The following is a 17,181-nucleotide window of genomic DNA, read 5'->3' on the forward strand; positions in this document are numbered from 1 at the left end:
TTCTTTACCTAAGTGTCGATGGAACTGCAGTCGGCGAAGTTGAAGGCATCGGCGCCGCTGAATAATCTGCAGGACCGGACGTAGCATTGAATCTTCCGTCTATTCCTACGTAATAGAACCTAGGTTTCTGGGGATTATAGGTCAGATCGAAGGTGTCTAAAACGTTATCCACACCGGCGAATATTTCGAAGGCACCCAGAACTTTTTGGGAAATCCGGATGTTCAAATTTGTATGAGGATTCACCATCCGGATTCCGTAGGTCGCTGAAGTAGTGCAGTAAGACATGTTTCTTTCTGTACAATACTCTTGGATCCCACCTGGAATATTCCCAAATAATGCGTTGATCGTATTTGTTGCCTGGGTAGTAAGCTGGGCACTAAGTGCAGAAAATTCAGTAGGCAACTGAGGATCGCACCAAAGCGGGTTTTTCTGACAGTAATACGGTTGTTTTCCAAAGATTACCGCAAATAAAGAGAAGCTGAAGCCACTAGGTTGATGATCTATACGAATATTTGCATTCCATCTATGATAACCTCTTCCTTCTAAAGGAAGGTTAGTCAATTCGTCTCTTGTATCTGTGTATGTATAACCGCCGCCCAAGGAGACATTTTGATGAACTCTAAGAGTTACTGAAGATTCGAAACCTTTCGTAAGTGCCTTTTGGTAATTGGATGTATTAAAGATTTGTAATCCGGATGCGTCTCTTGTCGGGTTGGTCCTAAAACCAATCAAGTTGTCTATATTATTATAGAAGAAGTTGAAGCTGAACCAGAATAACTTATTCGGCTCCCATTCTCCCCCTAAATTATAACTACGAGAAAGTTCAGGTTTAAGATCTGGATTTCCCGCAACCCTATATCCTACGCCGGGATTTATAAAATTATAATATAAATCTTGAAAACTAGGAGCTCTATACCCTAAACCGTTGGCGGCTCTAATTCTAAATTTGTCGGTTACATCATAACGAACAGCTAATTTAGGAAGAACTTGTCCTCCATAAATTGAGTCATGATCAGAACGGATACCAGGAACAATTTGGATCCGTGGAGCATTGGAAACTCTCCATTCATCCTGTACGTAGAACGCATTTCTTTGTCTTTGGGCGTATCCGTTTTGGGTTTGGTAACTATCGGTTCCGAGGATATCGCTCGCACAAATATTCGGAAAATTTCTCTTACAGTCTGGTGCAATTCTCGCAGAAGAAAATTGATCAATTAATGTTTCCGCACCGTAGGAGATCACATGTCCTTCTGAGATCCTATGATCTAAGCGGGTCCTAACCTCGGTAACTGCGTTGTCCAACTTTTCTCTTTTATCTTGAGCGTCGGATTTTCTTTGGTCGTATGTATAAGTGTCGAAGAATCGAGCGTAATTAGTGTTTACGTTTAAATTTAATGTTTTAGTGATTTCCCAATCTGCATTGAGAGCTCCCATGAAGTCATGGGTTTTATTACTTCTATCATAAACTGCTCTTGGAGGAACTGCGTCTACAGCGTTTTGGTTTAAGTATCTATAATAGAACTGGAATCCTAATTTAAAAGTTTCCGAAATGTCAAAGGTGGTTTTGTTAGAAACGTTTATATCTTCGAATGCGCTACCGGAAGTGGATTCTAAAGGACCTTCATAAGGAAGTTTTTTGCGATAAATAAAAAGTTTTGTCGAGAGAGGAGTGTCAGTGGGGAAGGGGGAATAACTTGGGGAAAGACTCTCTATTCTTCCGTTTTTAGGTCCCAAGGTAGCGTCTGGGGTTAGGTCATAACCATCTCCTCTATGCCAGCCTGCGGTAAAGTTAGTAGAAACAATTCCTCTGCGAACTCCAACCGAAGCATAATTACGGAATTCTGTTCCAGTGCCATAATAGAGAGGATTTCCTCCTCCCATAAACGTTCTGAAGTTCGCGGAGTAAGGATCTTTTTGTTCTTTGGTGATGATATTGATCACACCGGCGATGGCATCCGAACCGTAAAGCGCGGATGATGCACCTTTTACGATCTCAATTCTTTCTATATCTTCAGCTTTGAATCTAGTTAGGTCGATAGAGCCGCTGAATCTTCCAGTAGTTCTTTGTCCGTCGACTAGGATCAAAACATTTTGGCCTGCAAGACCTTGTAAGCGAACTGTGGATCCTCTTTCTCCGGCTTGAGCGGGACGTACTTCTATACCCGGAACGTTACCTAAAGTTTGGGAGATATCTCTCGCTCCCATAGCATCTATATCTTTTCTTGTGATTACTTCAGTTGTGATTGTAGAGTCTTTTAAAAAACCTTTTCTACGAGTACCAGTAACAGTGATAATAGAACCTCTATCATTATTTCCATTACTAATATCTTTTCCGGCTTCAGGATTTACCTTTGGCTTATCAGAATCTTCTTTTTTTTCTTCAGTCTTTTTTTCAGGAAGAACTTCTCCTTGCGAGAAGATAGGAACTCCTAAAAAACAAAGACCTGAGAATAAAATCAGATAAAGAGTTCTAAGAATGGAAGAAGGTCTTATCTTCCGCATTAAGGAAGCACCTTCCATTTAAATGTAGGAAATCCGCTAGTTCCTGCTCCATCGTAATAATCTGTGACCTCTAATCCAAAATAAGATGTCCCATTAGAACCTCTGATTAAATACCCTCTATTCTTTGATGTGAGTTCATGAGTAGTTCCATTGTAATTATACCATTCCCAGAGAGCAGGGTTTGCATCTTCAGATGCAGTTCCGAATCCTCCTCCTCCGACTTGCGACATGTGTTCATCGATTTCGATCGGAGTGCAAAACGAATTATTCGTAACATTACTTATATCAGTGCCATCATTGAAACATGCGCCTGCACTTCCAGAACCGCTCGTCCCGCTATTCGTACCTATTACGAATCTTTTAAATTTTAAGTCCCAAGCTCCTGATTGAGTAGTTTCTACTCCGCCAGCTTTCAGGTTTATGTAAACCCAACAGCCGCTTGCTGTTGCATTAACCATAGTAGTGTTGATTCCTGCGGATGGGGAATTGGGTGTTGTAGTAGTTTCGCCAGACACCTTGATACATCCGCCGCCGCCTTCTTCCAATGCGGCTAAAATCGCAAGACCATCGTCTCCACCGGTGCTTGGCCCACAAAAAGCAGTTAAAGTCGCTATGAGAATAATGAAAATTGAATATAATGTTTTCATTATAAAATCCCCCTGTTTCAAAATTAATAAAGACAATAGGCGGCCGAACCCGACCGCCTAAAATTTCTAAAGCGCAGTAGTGCTATAAGTTACTACCTTAGTAGCGGTTACCCCGGAAGCAGAGCTGCCGGTTTTGTAATATGTGCTAGTGCTGCCAGCAGAACCGATACCGGCTCCGTTTGGCCAATCCGCTTTATTGACGATCGCGTTTGACTCAGTTAGGGTACATCTCTTCCTACAATTAGCGCCTTTGTAACCGCTTCCCCAGATAGTAACCTTGGGAGTGGTGTCTGCGCTGATATCTAGACAAACATCGCTTGCAGTAGAAGTGAAGGAGTGGAAAAGACTTTTTCCAGTTCCTCCGAGTGCTGCTGTTGCAGTTCCATCATCCGTACCATAAGCTGTGGTCGCAGAATAGCCCGCGTAAACCATTGGCCCACCTTGGTAGATGTTCATTACGAGCCTTCCGTCACCTGCGGCTGTGGTAGGTGTGGAAGTAGTTCCTGCCAAAGAATCCGTGTACCCAGTTGCGAGGTAGATTGTGCCGTGTCCGCTTAATGCTTGGAGCAGCACTCCTTCTAACCTGATATGTCGTGCTGCACCTGCAGTTGGAATGGAGATCAACTGGAATGTGTTGATCCCTGCGGTGATCGAAGTCTCTGCGATCTCATCATCTGCCACTGCAGCATCTACGCAGGCGCTGTTTAAAGCTCCTAGTACAAGTGCAGCGTTCGACTCTTTTGAGCCCTGGTCGCAATTCATTAAGAAGGATATTCCTAGAATCATCGTCAATAGCGTCTTGGTTGTGTTCCGTTTCATGTTCTCTCCTGTTGAGACTCAGTTCTCATTAGTAGGAGTCATGGTTTGTATGTTTAGGTTTTGAAATGAGTCTAAAACTCAAAATTAAAATCTCTTGGAATCTGTCAATCAAGAATGAGAACAATTCTCAGAAGCGATAAGGAAAAGTCCACTAAAGAATTACGGAAAAGCCGGGTATTTTGGCAGTCCTGAAAATTGATATTTGTCTGCTAAATTGACTTAGGATCGGAAGAGTTATGGATTTAGAGAGGTTCCATCTTATCACAGAAACTATATTTGGTTTTTCTAATCTTTAAAGAAGAAGGTTTTGGGAAAAGTAATTGATAGGTCGCTCTCCTTAGGTTAAAACTACTCTCGCCGAAATCCGAACCTTTTGGTGACGGTGAGTTTCATGTAGGAGGGTAAAGTATGAAGAAAAAATGGGTGGTGGTTGCAAACCGAAGCGAGGCAAAAATTTTCGAATACCAAGGACCGACTAACGGTTTGAAGCTGGTGCAAATGATGGAAAATCCCGAAGGCCGACTCAGAAATTCTGATTTAGTCACTGGAGCAGGCCAGGCTTCCAGATCAGATTTTGATTTTTTTCACGAACCGAAAAAGAGAGTGGCAGCGGCGTTTGCAGGCAAACTTAGCGATTTTATGAACCTGGAAAGGAAGAAAGATTCTTTCTCAAATTTTATTTTGGTTTCAGAACCTGGCTTTATGGGGATGATCCTAAGCAAACTTGACGAGAAATCTCGGGAAAGGATCTATCATAAGATGCCTAAAGATATCGTACATGAAAGAGAGTCCAATTTGATGAACCATCTTAAGAGTGTACTTGTAAGCGAAGCTTAGGATCCATTCGACTCGATGTTATTAAGGCCGCCTTCATGGCGGCTTTTTTATTGACGCTTCCGAATCCTAAAGGATTCTACCTCAGTAAAAAATTGGAGAGAGTTCAATGGCTGCCTTAAAAGAAAAATATATTCTTTCTATCGATAGTGGAGGAAGTGGGATCAGGGCTATCTTATTCGATAAGAAGGGCAGAATAGTTTCTAGGCAATACGAAAAAACTCCTCCTATCGTAAGCGAGCCAGGTGCCTTGGAACATGATCCCGAAAAACTTTGGCAGACACTTGTTTCCATTCTCAAAAAAACTTTTAAGAATAAAAAGTTCCAGGCTGCAAATGTGGATTCACTTGGGATATGCAACCAAAGAGGGTCTTTTCTTCTTTGGGATAAAGCAACGGGTAAACCCTTAACAAAACTGATCAGTTGGGCAGATGTAAGAGCGGGCAAAACTTCAATGGAGATGAACTCCAATAAGATCTGGAAAGTGATCCAATTTGTTTCCAGGATTTTTGGAACGATCACTGGTAATCCAATGTTGATCGCGACTTATATGCTCAAGTTCACAACGGATCATGCTTCCGTTCGTTTGAAATGGGTATTCGATAAAAATCCGGAACTTAGAAAAAGAGCGAAGAAGGGCGAAATACTTTTTGGTACATTAGATACTTGGTTCGTCTACAGACTCACCAAAGGTAAAGAACATATTAGCGATCCTTCTAATGCTACTGTGACCGGGATGTTCAATCCTTTTCAGTTACAATGGAATGCTCCACTTTGTGGGATCTTCGGCATTCCAATGAAAATATTCCCAAATGTAAAAGATACTGCTGCAGATTTTGGAAATACAGATCCTTCTCTATTCGGTTTTGGAATTCCAATCAGGGCGGTGGTTGGAGATCAGATGGCTGCTCTATTCGGGCATGCATGTTTCGAGAAAGGTGGAGTTAAAATTTCCCAAGGTTCAGGCGCTTTCGTGGATATGAATATGGGAGATAAACCTAAACTTTCTAAAAGAGGTTTATTCCCACTGGTGGCTTGGAGGTTAAACGGAAAGGCAACTTATATGCTGGAAGGTTATACTGGCACTGTAGGAACTCTGATCGATTGGCTCGGAAAAGGAATCGGTCTTTCCGATACTCCGAAAGTTTTGAACGAACTCGCTTCACAGGCAAATGATACTGAGGGAGTTATATTTGTTCCGACTGCTTCTGGTATGAGATATCCTCATTTTAATCCGAATGCAAAGGCATCTGTATTTGGACTTTCTCTTGCAACTCATAGAAGACATGTGGCTCGAGCAGTTCTCGAAGGAATTGCATTATCTTTATTTGATATATTAGAAGGTATCAAGAAGGACACGAATGTTCCTGTAAGTTCTATTATGGTGGACGGTGGAGTTTCTCAATCAGATATACTTCTGCAATGCCTAGCAGATTTTTGTAATGTAGAAGTGAAACGTGCGCCTGAGCCGGATATGACTGCTACTGGTGCTGCATATTTAGCGGGCCTTGGTTCCGGTTATTGGAAAAGTTTAGAGGAACTGCGTAAGCTCGAAAGGGGTTATAAAATTTTTAAACCTAAGATGGATCCAAAATTCAGGAAATTAAAATTGGAGCGTTGGCATAGAGCGGTTCAATCCACTCTAAAGATAGATTAGATTATTCTTGGATACGAATGGAGCTGACTACTGTTGTCAATTGTTCCGCCAATTCTTCTGTTGGCTCCTCGTCTCCATTATAAGTGATTAAGATCATTCTTTTTTTAGCCGAGACAAGATAGACCATCCAATGTCTTCCGTCTTCTTTTAAAAATTCACAAGCTATGATCTTTGAACCTTCATTGTTCTCGAAGAATGCAGCCATTTCTCTTACAAACTCAATTTTGTGAGTAGCAAGATATCTTTCTATTTCTTCTTCTGGATTGAAACCGCCTTCTTTATTTTCGAAAGCGTAAACTTGCATCGCACCGCCGCCATTCTCCTCGAAAAACGCAGGGATACCTTCGATCACAATATTCTGCCAATGGCCTGGGATCACCATGCTGTACCAGCCGGAGGGAGAACGATAGAGTCTGTAATCTAACTTTTTATCCATTGTAGAAACTATTTTGTCATTTTAATCCGGATAAAAATCCAGGCAAGCATGTTTGGGAATACTTGACATTCGTGTTGTCTCGCAAGATCCTTCTCTCTTGTGATTGCCATCCTGAAAAACAGAAGAGGTCCTTTTTATCTGATCACTACGTTTTTCGCGATCATATTTTTTGCAGTATTCGCGTCCTCTCTTGCGATCCTGTTTTCCTTATTTCTGATTGCCGTTTTAGTTTTATATCCTGTTTTATTGGACTGGTTTTCCCGCCTATATGGTCAGGAAGATATTGCTGACGAGGTACATTTTGCAAAAACCAAAGACGGATGGAATATTGCACTACACAGACATATTCCCCCGATACCGAATCCTGAACTTGCTCCTGTGATCGTTGTACATGGGATCGCTACGAATAAGTATGTGATCGATTTGGACAAAAGACATTCTCTTCCTTATTATCTAAAGTTAAGAGGTTACGAAGTATTTGCAGTTTCTTTAAGAGGAGCCGGAAGTTCTTACCATGAGAGCAGGGGAGGATACGAAGATTTTACATTTGATGATTTAGTAAAATATGATGTTCCTGCAATCATCTCCAAGGTGCTTTCTCTGACAGAAAGTAAACGTGTGAGTTGGGTTGGCCATTCTATGGGTGCCATGATCTTTTATTCTTACTTAGGGGTAACATCCAAATCTGAAAAAGAAAAGATCGCAAGTTTTGTTTCTTTAGGTGGGCCTGGAAATTTGAACCATCTCGGCTTGAGTCTGATCGGTTTACTATCCAGGTTTCCTCGTGCTCGAAAAGTTTTGGATCTTAAGTTCGGAGCTTCTATGTTAGCACCTTTAGCAGGAGAAATTTATACACCTATTGATCAGATACTATATAACCCGAAAGCTACTCGACCTAGAATAGTGAAGAAGGTAATGAAAAACGCGATTGAAAATATCAGCGAAGGACTAATTGAACAATTCATGTCTTGGATCGAGACTAAGAAGATGAGTTCTTTAAACGGTTTTTATAATTATATAGATCTGCAAAAAGAGATCACTGTTCCGAGTCTTTTTATTGCGGGCGCAAATGATGCGATCGCGACTCCTGACACGGTGCGATTCGTGTATGAGAGGGCAGGTGCCAAAGTCAAAAAATTTCAAGTGATCTCTAAAGAAGAAGGAGCAAGCGACGATTACGGTCATGGTTGTTTGATCCTTGCGGAGAAGGCGGAAGACGACGTGTTCCCAAAAGTAGAAGCCTTCTTAAGAGAGAATGGAACTTCTAAAAAACAGAGCTGGTTTCTGAGATTAAAAAGAAAATTCAGACAGAAAGCTCGGACTTAATCAGACATAATCCCCTTTTTGCTGCCTTAAAAGAGTAGCATTCTTCCTCATATCTCACCAAATCCTAAGTATGTCTCAATATATATATGCCTAAATAATAAACATATTATAAAATTGTACCCAGAAATTGGGCATAATATCTGAATCTGAAGAATTGGTACGCTAATTGCATAAGATCTCGGTAGAGCGAAACGAATCCAAAGAGAAAAAGAATCGGATACGTAGAGGTGCTTGACCATGATAGAACTCAAATTTGGGCAAAGAAAAGTCGTTAACTTTCGCGGGGCAAGGAAGGTTGTCGGCGGTTTAACAGAGAAGAATAAGATCGATATTCTTCTTTATATCAGCAAGGAATTCGCCAACGCGGATAAGGAAGAGGAACTTTACGATATCGTAATAAGTCTCTGCAAAGATATCTTCGAGTGTGATAATACTACTCTTAGAATGTGGAAGGGAAATCTTTTGGTCCCTTCTCGCTTTTTTAAAGAAACAGTCCCGCCTCGTAGAGATCTCAGTCAGGACGAAGGTTATTCTGGATTCACTTTTAAGACCAGGATGCCTCTTCTTATCCAAGACTTAACACATCACGCGGAATACATAGACGAAGGGGAGACTACCCGAGCAGTCATGTGTGTGCCAATCATGTATAAGGAAGATTGTCTCGGCACAATCGCTGTAGAGTCAAATACTGAGTTTTTCTATAGAGAAGATGACTTAGAAATTTTAGAAGCGCTCGGTTCCCAACTCGCTCTTGCAATCACAAGTGTTCGTTTGATCCAAGGTTTGGTTCACGCGAATGAAAGAGAAGCTCAGATCCTAAAACAATTGGAATGGGATATGAGAATGGGCCGAAACGTCCAAAGTCAGATCGTAGAGACTGCGATTGCTCCTTGGAACGGTCTACATTTCGGAACTTATTATGAGCCTATGACTGAAGTTTCCGGTGACTACTTCAATGTGGTCCGACAAGGAAACTCGATCACTGCGATCATAGTGGATGTGTCTGGGCACGGTATCCCCGCCGCGTTAGTCACAATGTCGATCCACTATCAATTCCAACGTTGTACATCCCTTGGTATGGGACTATCCGAAACTTTGGCCGAGTTGGGTGAATCCATCCGGCCACAGCTTCCGGATGGAACTTATTTTACTGCGTTTATTCTGAAAGTATATAGTGACTACACCTACTCTTATGTGAATGCGGCTCACCAGAAAATGTTACATTACCATAATGGCCATGGAAGAATAGAAGAGTTAGATACCCAAGGAGTTCCTCTTGGTATTTTCGAAGTGGAGAGAAGTAATTTCGAAGAGAAACACGGAAGGATTTTACCCGGAGATATTTTGTTCTTACCTACCGACGGTATTACTGAACAGAAAAATGAACAACGCCAAGAGTTAGGGAATCAACGTTTTATAGAATGGATCCGTCAAGAAAAATCGACCATAGAAGAACAAAGAGATAAGATCTATGTTTCTGACTTGGTTGGTTCATTAATCGGAAGATTCAAAAGATATAAAGGAGATATGAGAAACGGAGACGACGTTTCTTTACTCGCACTCCAATGCAATCCTGAGCTCGGGAAAGCTAAGACGTTACTTTCTTTAGCAAAGTCTGCTGCAAAAGCCAAAAAAGACCAAGTCGCATACGACAAAGCTTTGGAAGTATTCTCAATGGATGAGTCTCTCAAAGACAGTTTGGTCCTCCTCGGAAAAATGTATTACAGAGATAGAAATTTCGAAAAGAGCGTTCAGTTCTTAGAGAAGTATATCAAAACCAGCGGAGAAGAGTCCGAGCATATCCATTATCTTTTGGGAAGAGCATATTATGAACTGGAGAATATTCCAGAAGCTAAGAGGGCATTAAAACGTTCTCTTGCTATTGATCATACATACGCGAAGTCCAGCTTAAGACTAGCTAGATGTTATTTGAAAGATAATGAAACTCCTAAGGCGATCAAGGTACTGCAACAAGGGATCAAAAGTGCGCCTACGAACGAGTATCTAAAAATTTCCCTTAAAAAGCTGGAGGAATTAGTAAAAAGAAAATCAGGAGATCTAGTCGTTTCAGAACAAAGAAAAGAAGCGGTTTAAATTAATAAGCTCCCGGACCTAAAGGTCCAGGATCTTGAAGCCCTAGACTTGGTGTTGATCGATAAACTAAGTTTAGGGACGGACTATAAGCGAAGTTCAGGAATCGTGTTTAAAGAAATATATAGGAGATTTAGGAAAAATATGCGCATATTGATATTACTTACGCTCGCCTTTGCCTCGAGCGGAATATGGGCCGATGAAGTTGCCCCTGCGACCGCCGAATCTGCGTTAAGCGCCGTCGCAACTTTAAGAGATGAAACGAATTGGTTATGGACCTGTATCGCAGGCTTTTTGGTATTTTTTATGCAGGCGGGTTTCGCCTTAGTCGAGGCTGGATTTACCAGAGCAAAAAATACAGTAAACATTCTAATGAAGAACTTCATGGACTTTTCCTTGGGTTCTTTGGCGTACTGGTTGATCGGATTTTCGATTATGTTTGGACCACAGATCCTCAGCGGTATTGGATTCGGTTCCATATCTTTAGCTGACAGTCTCTTGATGGTAGATGGAAAACCTGATCCGAGCAAGTTTACATTCTTTATATTCCAATTGGTGTTTGCTGGAACTGCTGCAACAATCGTTTCTGGAGCTATGGCGGAAAGGACCAAGTTCGTGGATTACGTAATCTTCTCTGTATTGATCACTGCTTTTGTATATCCGATCTTCGGTTCCTTAGCATGGTCTAACTTATTCAACCCGGATAACAAAGGTTATTTGGTAGAAGCGGGGTTTATTGATTTTGCTGGTTCTACAGTGGTGCACTCAGTAGGTGGATGGGCAGGACTGGCAGGAACTATTGTGCTCGGACCTCGTATCGGCAAATACCAAGACGGGAAAGTACTTCCCATCTTAGGTCATAACATGACGATCGCTGCTCTTGGGGTTTTCATTCTATGGTTGGGTTGGTTTGGATTTAATCCAGGATCTACTACTTCTGTAGGTGGGGGAACTTTCGCAATCATTGCAGTTACAACTAACTTCGCAGCGGCTGCGGGTGCAGTTTCTTCCATGATCGTTACTTGGATCCTTTTCAAAAAACCGGATATAGGTCTGACCTTGAACGGTGCCTTAGCTGGACTTGTGGCAATCACTGCTCCATGCGCAAACGTAAGTATCAGCTCTGCGATCATCATCGGACTTGTAGGCGGAGTGCTCGTAGTATTCAGCGTTTTATTCTTCGATAAGATCCATGTAGATGATCCTGTGGGAGCCGTTTCTGTTCATGGAGTTTGTGGCGCTTGGGGAACTATCGCTGCGGGTCTATTTGCAGAGCAGGCTTTTGGCGGAGTGAACGGCCTATTCTTCGGTGGCGGGATCGACCAATTATTGGTTCAGCTACAAGGTGTAGGGATCGGATTTGTTTGGTCATTCGGCGCGAGTTTAGTGATTTTCTTAGGACTCAGATTTACCATCGGTCTAAGAGTTTCCGAAGACGAAGAGATCCAAGGTTTGGATATTCTGGAACACGGAAACGAAGCATATCCAATTTCCAAATAACGAACTTCCGAAAACCTCCGCGGTTGACTGCGGGGGTTTTCTTTTACGTTGACGAAAAAGAAAGGTTCCTCCCGAATTGAGGTATGCGTTCTGGATTTTCCATCCGCTTTTTCCCAAAATCGCTTTTCTTGCTCTGTTTTCTTTTTTTCGGCTGCTTCGAATACGAAGAGACGCTGACCATCAATTCGAACCTAAGCGGTACTTTGGAAATCTCTTATGTGGTTCCTACCAAACGTAAGTCGGAAGAATCTCTGATCAAATTTCTTCCTACTAGACAGGAAGAAATCCAGAGCAGATTGAACAAAGGTTTTTTTGCCAAAAGTCTCGTACTAAAAGATTATACCTTCCAAAAATTAGAAAGTTCCGAAGCAGAGCCAGGCGCATTCCGTGAAAAAGCAAAAGTCTCTTATAAACTAGAATTCACCGATATTTCTCAGCTGGAGAACGTGCTTATAGGAAACGTTCAGATCAAAAAAGAGAAGGCGAATACTATCTATATCAAAAGAGAATTCCCTTCGATCAGCAAATCTCTAGAATCGATGCAGATGGATGGAGAGAAAAAAGTCTTAAGTGAAACTTTGAGACTGATCCGTGGAAATGCACTTAACTTCAAAGTGAATTTTCCTATCACTTCTGTTTGTTATACGAATCGTGGAGAACAAAGTTTAGGAAGATTGGCTTACAGATTACCTCTCGCAGACACTGTGGAGAAGTTCGGGAACAAATCCTGGGACTACAGGATCACCTTCGTGTATTGATTCTTTAAGTGAAGATTGGGTGCTTGTCGCAAGGCCTTCGGCACATTGCCCTACGGGCAACGTCGACAAGCTGGTACTTAGGTTAATTTTTCGTCTGTGTAAATTGGGTTGCCGCCATGTTGTTGGGTTGGGCGGTGTTGTTACAAAATCCCCAGTTCGCTGCAGTACTTACCGAAGAGTTCAAAACCTTTTCGATCGCTTTCTGTGATTTCGTAATGTAGTTCTTGGGTGAGGTAGGTTCTGACTAGGTCGGAAGGAAGTCTGGATTCTTTTTGGATGATCTCTTCGATATGTGCGAGCCCGTATTTTAAGGAATCCTCATAGAAACTATCCGGTAATTCCAAAGGCTTTTTTGATGCCCAAAGTGCAAATATGAAAGAGGTTCCCGTGGTTTCATACCACCATTCTGCCAGGTCCTTTACCTCATAAACTTTCGGATCCCATTCTGCGAATAATGCGTTGTCCCCGAAAAGCATATGGGACCCACGTCCTATGGAAATTTCTTCTTTAATGATCTTAGGGTCTGTCGGAGCTACTTCGGGCAATTTTCCGGAATCATTATGTACTAATACTCTGACCAGAGCCATGCTGGTTCTGGATCCGTTGTCTGTGAGGATTCTGTAAGGAGGATAGTTCTCTTTCTTATTTTTGAAAAACTTAATGGAGCGGACCTGTTTGGAGGCGCAGACCCCGACTTTCATGGAAACTGAAAGTACGTCCTCATTTCGTAGGCATTCTATGGAGGATATCAGTCCTACGTCTACCAGGCCTCTCAATAAATAGTCCTTTAGGAGGGAGGGATTTTCTGGTACGACCTTATGTTCTGAATTTTGCTCAAATCCCCAGGTTAGGGGACGGGCGTTCAGGTGTTTAACGATTCCGATTCTCACTTATTGTTTTTTTCCAGAAAAAAGATCCGTTTTTTTAGCCTATTTACCAGAAAAACGATACTTCTCATCTAAGCCAGAAAAATTACTTTTTCCTTTCCTTTTCCAGGCTGTTTCCCGACTGTATTCCGGGGTAGGGACCTGTTCGTCCAATCTATGGAATGAGTCCGTCGAAACCGATGCTGATCAAAGTAGATTATGAGATCCTAAATGGTGATCATGAGGCTTTGCGTGCCTATTTGAATTCCCATATAGAAGGAAATCCTGCTTCCGTAATTTTGGATCTGGATGAGGTGCAAGTACTTACCTCGGTCGCTTTAGGAACCTTGGTTGCTTTCGCAAATCGTCTTCGAGGCCAGGGAGTGCTTTTGGAAACGATCAACGTCAGTCCTAAATTATTGGAAATTATTAAGTTAGTCTCTTTGGACCAGGCACTGGGTATTCGTTGATTTATGGATGATAATTTTTCCAGCTTCTCTCAGATTACAGACGAAGAGTTCAAATTCATCAAGGATTTGATGTATAAGGAAACTGGAATATTCCTGGCGGATCATAAAAAAATAATGGTCCAATCCAGGCTGAATTCCAGGGCCAGAATGCATAAGATGCAGAATGTTTCGGAATATATCCGAGGTCTACAGGCCGACCGTAAGTTTTTCCAAAGTGAACTTACCGAACTAATCAATCGTATCACCACAAACAAAACTGATTTTTTCAGAGAAAACCATCATTTCGAATTTTTGAAAGAAACCTTCTTTCCTTCCGTAGAGGAGAAGGCCCTAAAGTCCGGGAAAAAACAGCTTCGTATCTGGTCTAGCGCGTGTTCCACAGGCGAGGAACCTTATACGATCGCAATTACTTGTGCTGAATATTTTATGCATAAGCCAGGCTGGGATATTAAAATTTTTGCATCCGATATTGATACGAATGTTGTGCAGACCGCTCAAGAAGGTATTTACAAAGCTGACCGATTGGAGCCAGTGAGCGAGGCTCTTAAAAAAAGATATTTTCTAAAAGTGAAGGATCTCTCCGGAAAAAATCAGGATACCTATCAAGTAAAACCTGAAATTAAATCTATGATCGAATTTCATAAGGTAAATCTTTTGGAAACTCCTTATCCGATCAGAGAAAAGGTGGATTGTATCTTTTGTAGGAATGTGATAATATACTTTGATAAGCCCACACAAAAGAAAATTTTCGAAAACTTCGAGCATGTGTTGAAGGACAGAGGACTTTTGGTGATAGGCCATTCTGAAACTCTTTTTGGTATTTCAGAAGCATACAAATTCTTAGGTCATACTGTTTATCAGAAAAAGCCTAAAATTTGATCATAGTTAGTCGGAGAAAGTTTTATGTTTAAATCATTTTACATTTTTCTAATCGTTATTCTATTTTCATTTTCTTCCTGTAAGAATAGAGAGGATAAGGAACTATCAGAATGGGTGAAGAAGGGCGCACTTGTAGTTGATGTTAGAACTCCGACTGAATATGAAAAACGCCATTTTCCTGGAGCTGTTAATATTCCGATCGATAGTTTGCCGTTGAGAGTAGATGAGCTTGGCTCTAAGGACAAACAAATCATTCTGTATTGCCAATCGGGTGGCCGTAGCTTAAGAGCAAAAACCTTCTTAGAAGAAGAAGGTTTTTCTCAAGTAAGGGACGCAGGGAGAATAGATCGCCTATTCTCCGCAGTGTCTGAGTAAATTTTTAGTTTAATTTTCTGAACGATTAGAGTTTGAATTTTTCAGAGATATTTTTGAGTATCTCGGCAGTATTCGATAGATTTCGGGAAGAAGAGGACATTTGTTCCGCGCCCGATGCAGTATTGATCGTATGCTCATTTATTTGCATGATCACCTGAGAGATCTCCGAAACTGCTTTTTTCGGTTCGTCCGTGGCTAATTTTACTGCTTCCGATTCAGTTCTTACTTTTCCTGCGTTATCTGTCACGGCCTGGTTGATATCTGTTTGGGAACCAGTGATAGAATATAATCTATCCATAGCATCGGAAACCTGATCCACATTTCGGATAATCGCATGAATGATCTCAGTCGAAGCTTGGATTCCTTTTGCTCCACTGTCCAACTCTCCTGTGTTCTTGTTGATCATCGCTGAGATGGATTTAATAGAAGAAGCAGTCTTTTCCGAAAGTTTGGAAATCTCCTCGGCAACCACTGCGAATCCTTTTCCAGCTTCTCCTGCTCTTGCTGCCTCGATTGCAGCGTTTAAAGCGAGTAGCTGGGTTTGTTCAGAAATATCGTTGATGATTCCGATAATCGCAGTCATCTCTCCAGAAGATTTCAGAATATTCGAGATCATTGCGTTCATTCCGGAGAGTGATTCTTCTCCTTTTTTTGCCTGTAGAGAAATTGATTTCGCCATATTCAATGTGGCTTGAACTTCATTGCCGATTTGATTCACGCTTTGAGAAAGTTCTGTGATCTTGATCTGGAATTCTGAAATGTTTTTGTACTGATTATAGATGGAACCGGAAATATTATCCATCCCTGCGGACATCTCTTCGACTGTGGCCGACATTTCTTCGGTAGAAGCAGCTGTAGATTGAGCTCCATTAGAGAAATTTTCAGAACTTGCAGATAGTTCTTCTGCGGAAGAGGCAAGTTCTTGGGAGATCTTTTGGATATCTCTTACGGAAGTTCTCAAACTTTCTAAGAAGGAGTTGGTATCCTTACTGAGATCTCCAATCTCATCTTCATGATAAATTTTTAAACTAGCTGTAAGGTCTCCTGTGGACATGGAACGGAATAATTCTCTTGCTTCTAGTAATGGATGGAGGCGAACATTCACTATTCTATAAATAATAAATATAGAAACGATTAGGAAAATAAAGGCAAATGCAATGATCCTGAATAACATTTGATGGACTACTTCTGCAAGTTCGTCTTTGGATACAACAGCGGAAACTCTTAAGCCGTATTCTGGAACATCGTAAACAGTTGCGATTTTATCTTTTTTGAAAAAATACTCCATATGTTCTTCGGAAGGAAGGGTCATTAATTTTTTGCCCCAATCCGTTTTACTTAAATCTAATTTCAAGATGAGGGATTTATCGGGATGTCCTACTACTACCCCATGTCGGTCTGTGATTGCAATGTATCCATCGGAACCAATTGTGATACCGTTCACAACGGTCTCCGTCATTTTACTGAGGGAAATGGCAAAACCTAATATACTTACTACCTGATTTCCGTCTTTTGCAGGAACAGTTAGAACTGCGACAGCCTCTCCGGTAACCGGAGAAGGGTTTACCTTACTCAAAAGACTTTTTCCTTCTAAGGCAGCTTTAATATTATCATCGAAACCGGTTCCTCCCCAGCGGAAATTATTGGCTTTACCTGTGGCATCTGCAAAGACCATTGGATTTGTTTCTGGAGTAGAGAGGAATACGTTCTCATATGTATTATAATTTTTGAATATATTGGCAAGTTCCGGATTAAGACTGTTTTTATCTCTGGCGATTGAAGCTTTTATGAACGGTTTGTTGGAAGTTACAAACTCCGCCAAAACGGTTTGCTGATCGAAGAAGAACTTAATGTGTTTTCCTGCGAGTTTTGAGATCTTTTTCATCTCATCAATATAGGCTTCTTCCACATATTTTTTTGCGGTAAAATATGCGAATGAGGAAATTCCCACTGTAAGTAGAACGATTGTAATTGTACTTACTGCTAGGATAATGATCTTTAAACTGTTTCTTTGCATTTG

The 17,181-nt window shown here is 41.4% G+C and carries 15 protein-coding genes; 9 read left to right on the forward strand and 6 right to left on the reverse strand.

The genetic code is table 11. The features are described 5' to 3' along the window. Positions 1-4: 4 nt before the first annotated feature. From B1C82_RS15045 to B1C82_RS15055, 3 genes are all read right to left on the reverse strand, one after another. A complete protein-coding gene (locus tag B1C82_RS15045; RefSeq protein ID WP_086448627.1) occupies positions 5-2,503 on the reverse strand; it encodes a TonB-dependent receptor plug domain-containing protein in 2,499 nt (832 codons plus the stop codon). After that, positions 2,503-3,150: an HmuY family protein gene (locus B1C82_RS15050; protein ID WP_086448313.1), complete on the reverse strand. Its 648-nt coding sequence runs from the start codon at positions 3,148-3,150 to the stop codon at positions 2,503-2,505. Before B1C82_RS15050 ends, B1C82_RS15045 begins: the two co-directional genes overlap by 1 nt. A 66-nt stretch (positions 3,151-3,216) precedes the next feature. After that, complete coding sequence (locus B1C82_RS15055; protein ID WP_234008414.1) at positions 3,217-3,969, reverse strand: hypothetical protein; 753 nt, start codon at positions 3,967-3,969, stop codon at positions 3,217-3,219. Between the two features lie 408 nt (positions 3,970-4,377). On the opposite strand from B1C82_RS15055, the gene B1C82_RS15060 reads away from it, so the two are divergent. After that, a complete protein-coding gene (locus B1C82_RS15060) occupies positions 4,378-4,806 on the forward strand; it encodes a host attachment protein (RefSeq protein WP_086448314.1) in 429 nt (142 codons plus the stop codon). Between the two features lie 106 nt (positions 4,807-4,912). Further along, complete coding sequence (locus B1C82_RS15065; protein ID WP_086448315.1) at positions 4,913-6,460, forward strand: glycerol kinase 5; 1,548 nt, start codon at positions 4,913-4,915, stop codon at positions 6,458-6,460. A 1-nt stretch (position 6,461) separates the two neighbouring features. Here B1C82_RS15065 and B1C82_RS15070 read toward each other — a convergent pair whose 3' ends face one another. Continuing rightward, the gene (locus B1C82_RS15070; protein WP_086448316.1) at positions 6,462-6,896 is read right to left on the reverse strand and encodes a hypothetical protein; all 435 of its coding nucleotides are present in this window, start codon (positions 6,894-6,896) and stop codon (positions 6,462-6,464) included. Between the two features lie 99 nt (positions 6,897-6,995). On the opposite strand from B1C82_RS15070, the gene B1C82_RS15075 reads away from it, so the two are divergent. The 4 genes from B1C82_RS15075 (at position 6,996) to B1C82_RS15090 (ending at position 12,571) form a co-directional block, all read left to right on the forward strand. Further along, positions 6,996-8,222, forward strand: coding sequence for an alpha/beta fold hydrolase (locus B1C82_RS15075; RefSeq protein WP_086448317.1), 1,227 nt, complete (start codon positions 6,996-6,998; stop codon positions 8,220-8,222). A gap of 237 nt (positions 8,223-8,459) precedes the next feature. Next, complete coding sequence (locus B1C82_RS15080; protein ID WP_086448318.1) at positions 8,460-10,316, forward strand: SpoIIE family protein phosphatase; 1,857 nt, start codon at positions 8,460-8,462, stop codon at positions 10,314-10,316. Positions 10,317-10,457: 141 nt separating this feature from the next. Continuing rightward, a complete protein-coding gene (locus tag B1C82_RS15085) occupies positions 10,458-11,813 on the forward strand; it encodes an ammonium transporter (RefSeq protein WP_086448319.1) in 1,356 nt (451 codons plus the stop codon). An 83-nt stretch (positions 11,814-11,896) separates the two neighbouring features. Then, positions 11,897-12,571: an LIC11874 family lipoprotein gene (locus tag B1C82_RS15090; RefSeq protein WP_086448320.1), complete on the forward strand. Its 675-nt coding sequence runs from the start codon at positions 11,897-11,899 to the stop codon at positions 12,569-12,571. A 140-nt stretch (positions 12,572-12,711) separates the two neighbouring features. Here the strand turns inward: B1C82_RS15090 and B1C82_RS15095 are convergent, their stop codons facing one another. Beyond that, entirely contained in the window at positions 12,712-13,461 is a 750-nt protein-coding gene (locus B1C82_RS15095; RefSeq protein ID WP_086448321.1) for a menaquinone biosynthetic enzyme MqnA/MqnD family protein, read from the reverse strand. A 176-nt stretch (positions 13,462-13,637) separates the two neighbouring features. On the opposite strand from B1C82_RS15095, the gene B1C82_RS15100 reads away from it, so the two are divergent. The 3 genes from B1C82_RS15100 to B1C82_RS15110 are packed head-to-tail and all read left to right on the forward strand — an operon-like array spanning position 13,638 to position 15,161. Then, positions 13,638-13,907, forward strand: a complete 270-nt coding sequence (locus B1C82_RS15100) for an STAS domain-containing protein (protein WP_086448322.1) — start codon at positions 13,638-13,640, stop codon at positions 13,905-13,907. A gap of 3 nt (positions 13,908-13,910) precedes the next feature. Continuing rightward, the gene (locus tag B1C82_RS15105; protein ID WP_086448323.1) at positions 13,911-14,786 is read left to right on the forward strand and encodes a CheR family methyltransferase; all 876 of its coding nucleotides are present in this window, start codon (positions 13,911-13,913) and stop codon (positions 14,784-14,786) included. A gap of 24 nt (positions 14,787-14,810) precedes the next feature. Beyond that, positions 14,811-15,161: a rhodanese-like domain-containing protein gene (locus tag B1C82_RS15110; protein WP_086448324.1), complete on the forward strand. Its 351-nt coding sequence runs from the start codon at positions 14,811-14,813 to the stop codon at positions 15,159-15,161. Between the two features lie 25 nt (positions 15,162-15,186). Here the strand turns inward: B1C82_RS15110 and B1C82_RS15115 are convergent, their stop codons facing one another. After that, the gene (locus tag B1C82_RS15115; protein WP_086448325.1) at positions 15,187-17,178 is read right to left on the reverse strand and encodes a methyl-accepting chemotaxis protein; all 1,992 of its coding nucleotides are present in this window, start codon (positions 17,176-17,178) and stop codon (positions 15,187-15,189) included. Positions 17,179-17,181: the final 3 nt, after the last annotated feature.

Origin of the sequence: Leptospira venezuelensis, from assembly GCF_002150035.1 — a bacterium.
Lineage (GTDB): Bacteria > Spirochaetota > Leptospiria > Leptospirales > Leptospiraceae > Leptospira_B > Leptospira_B venezuelensis.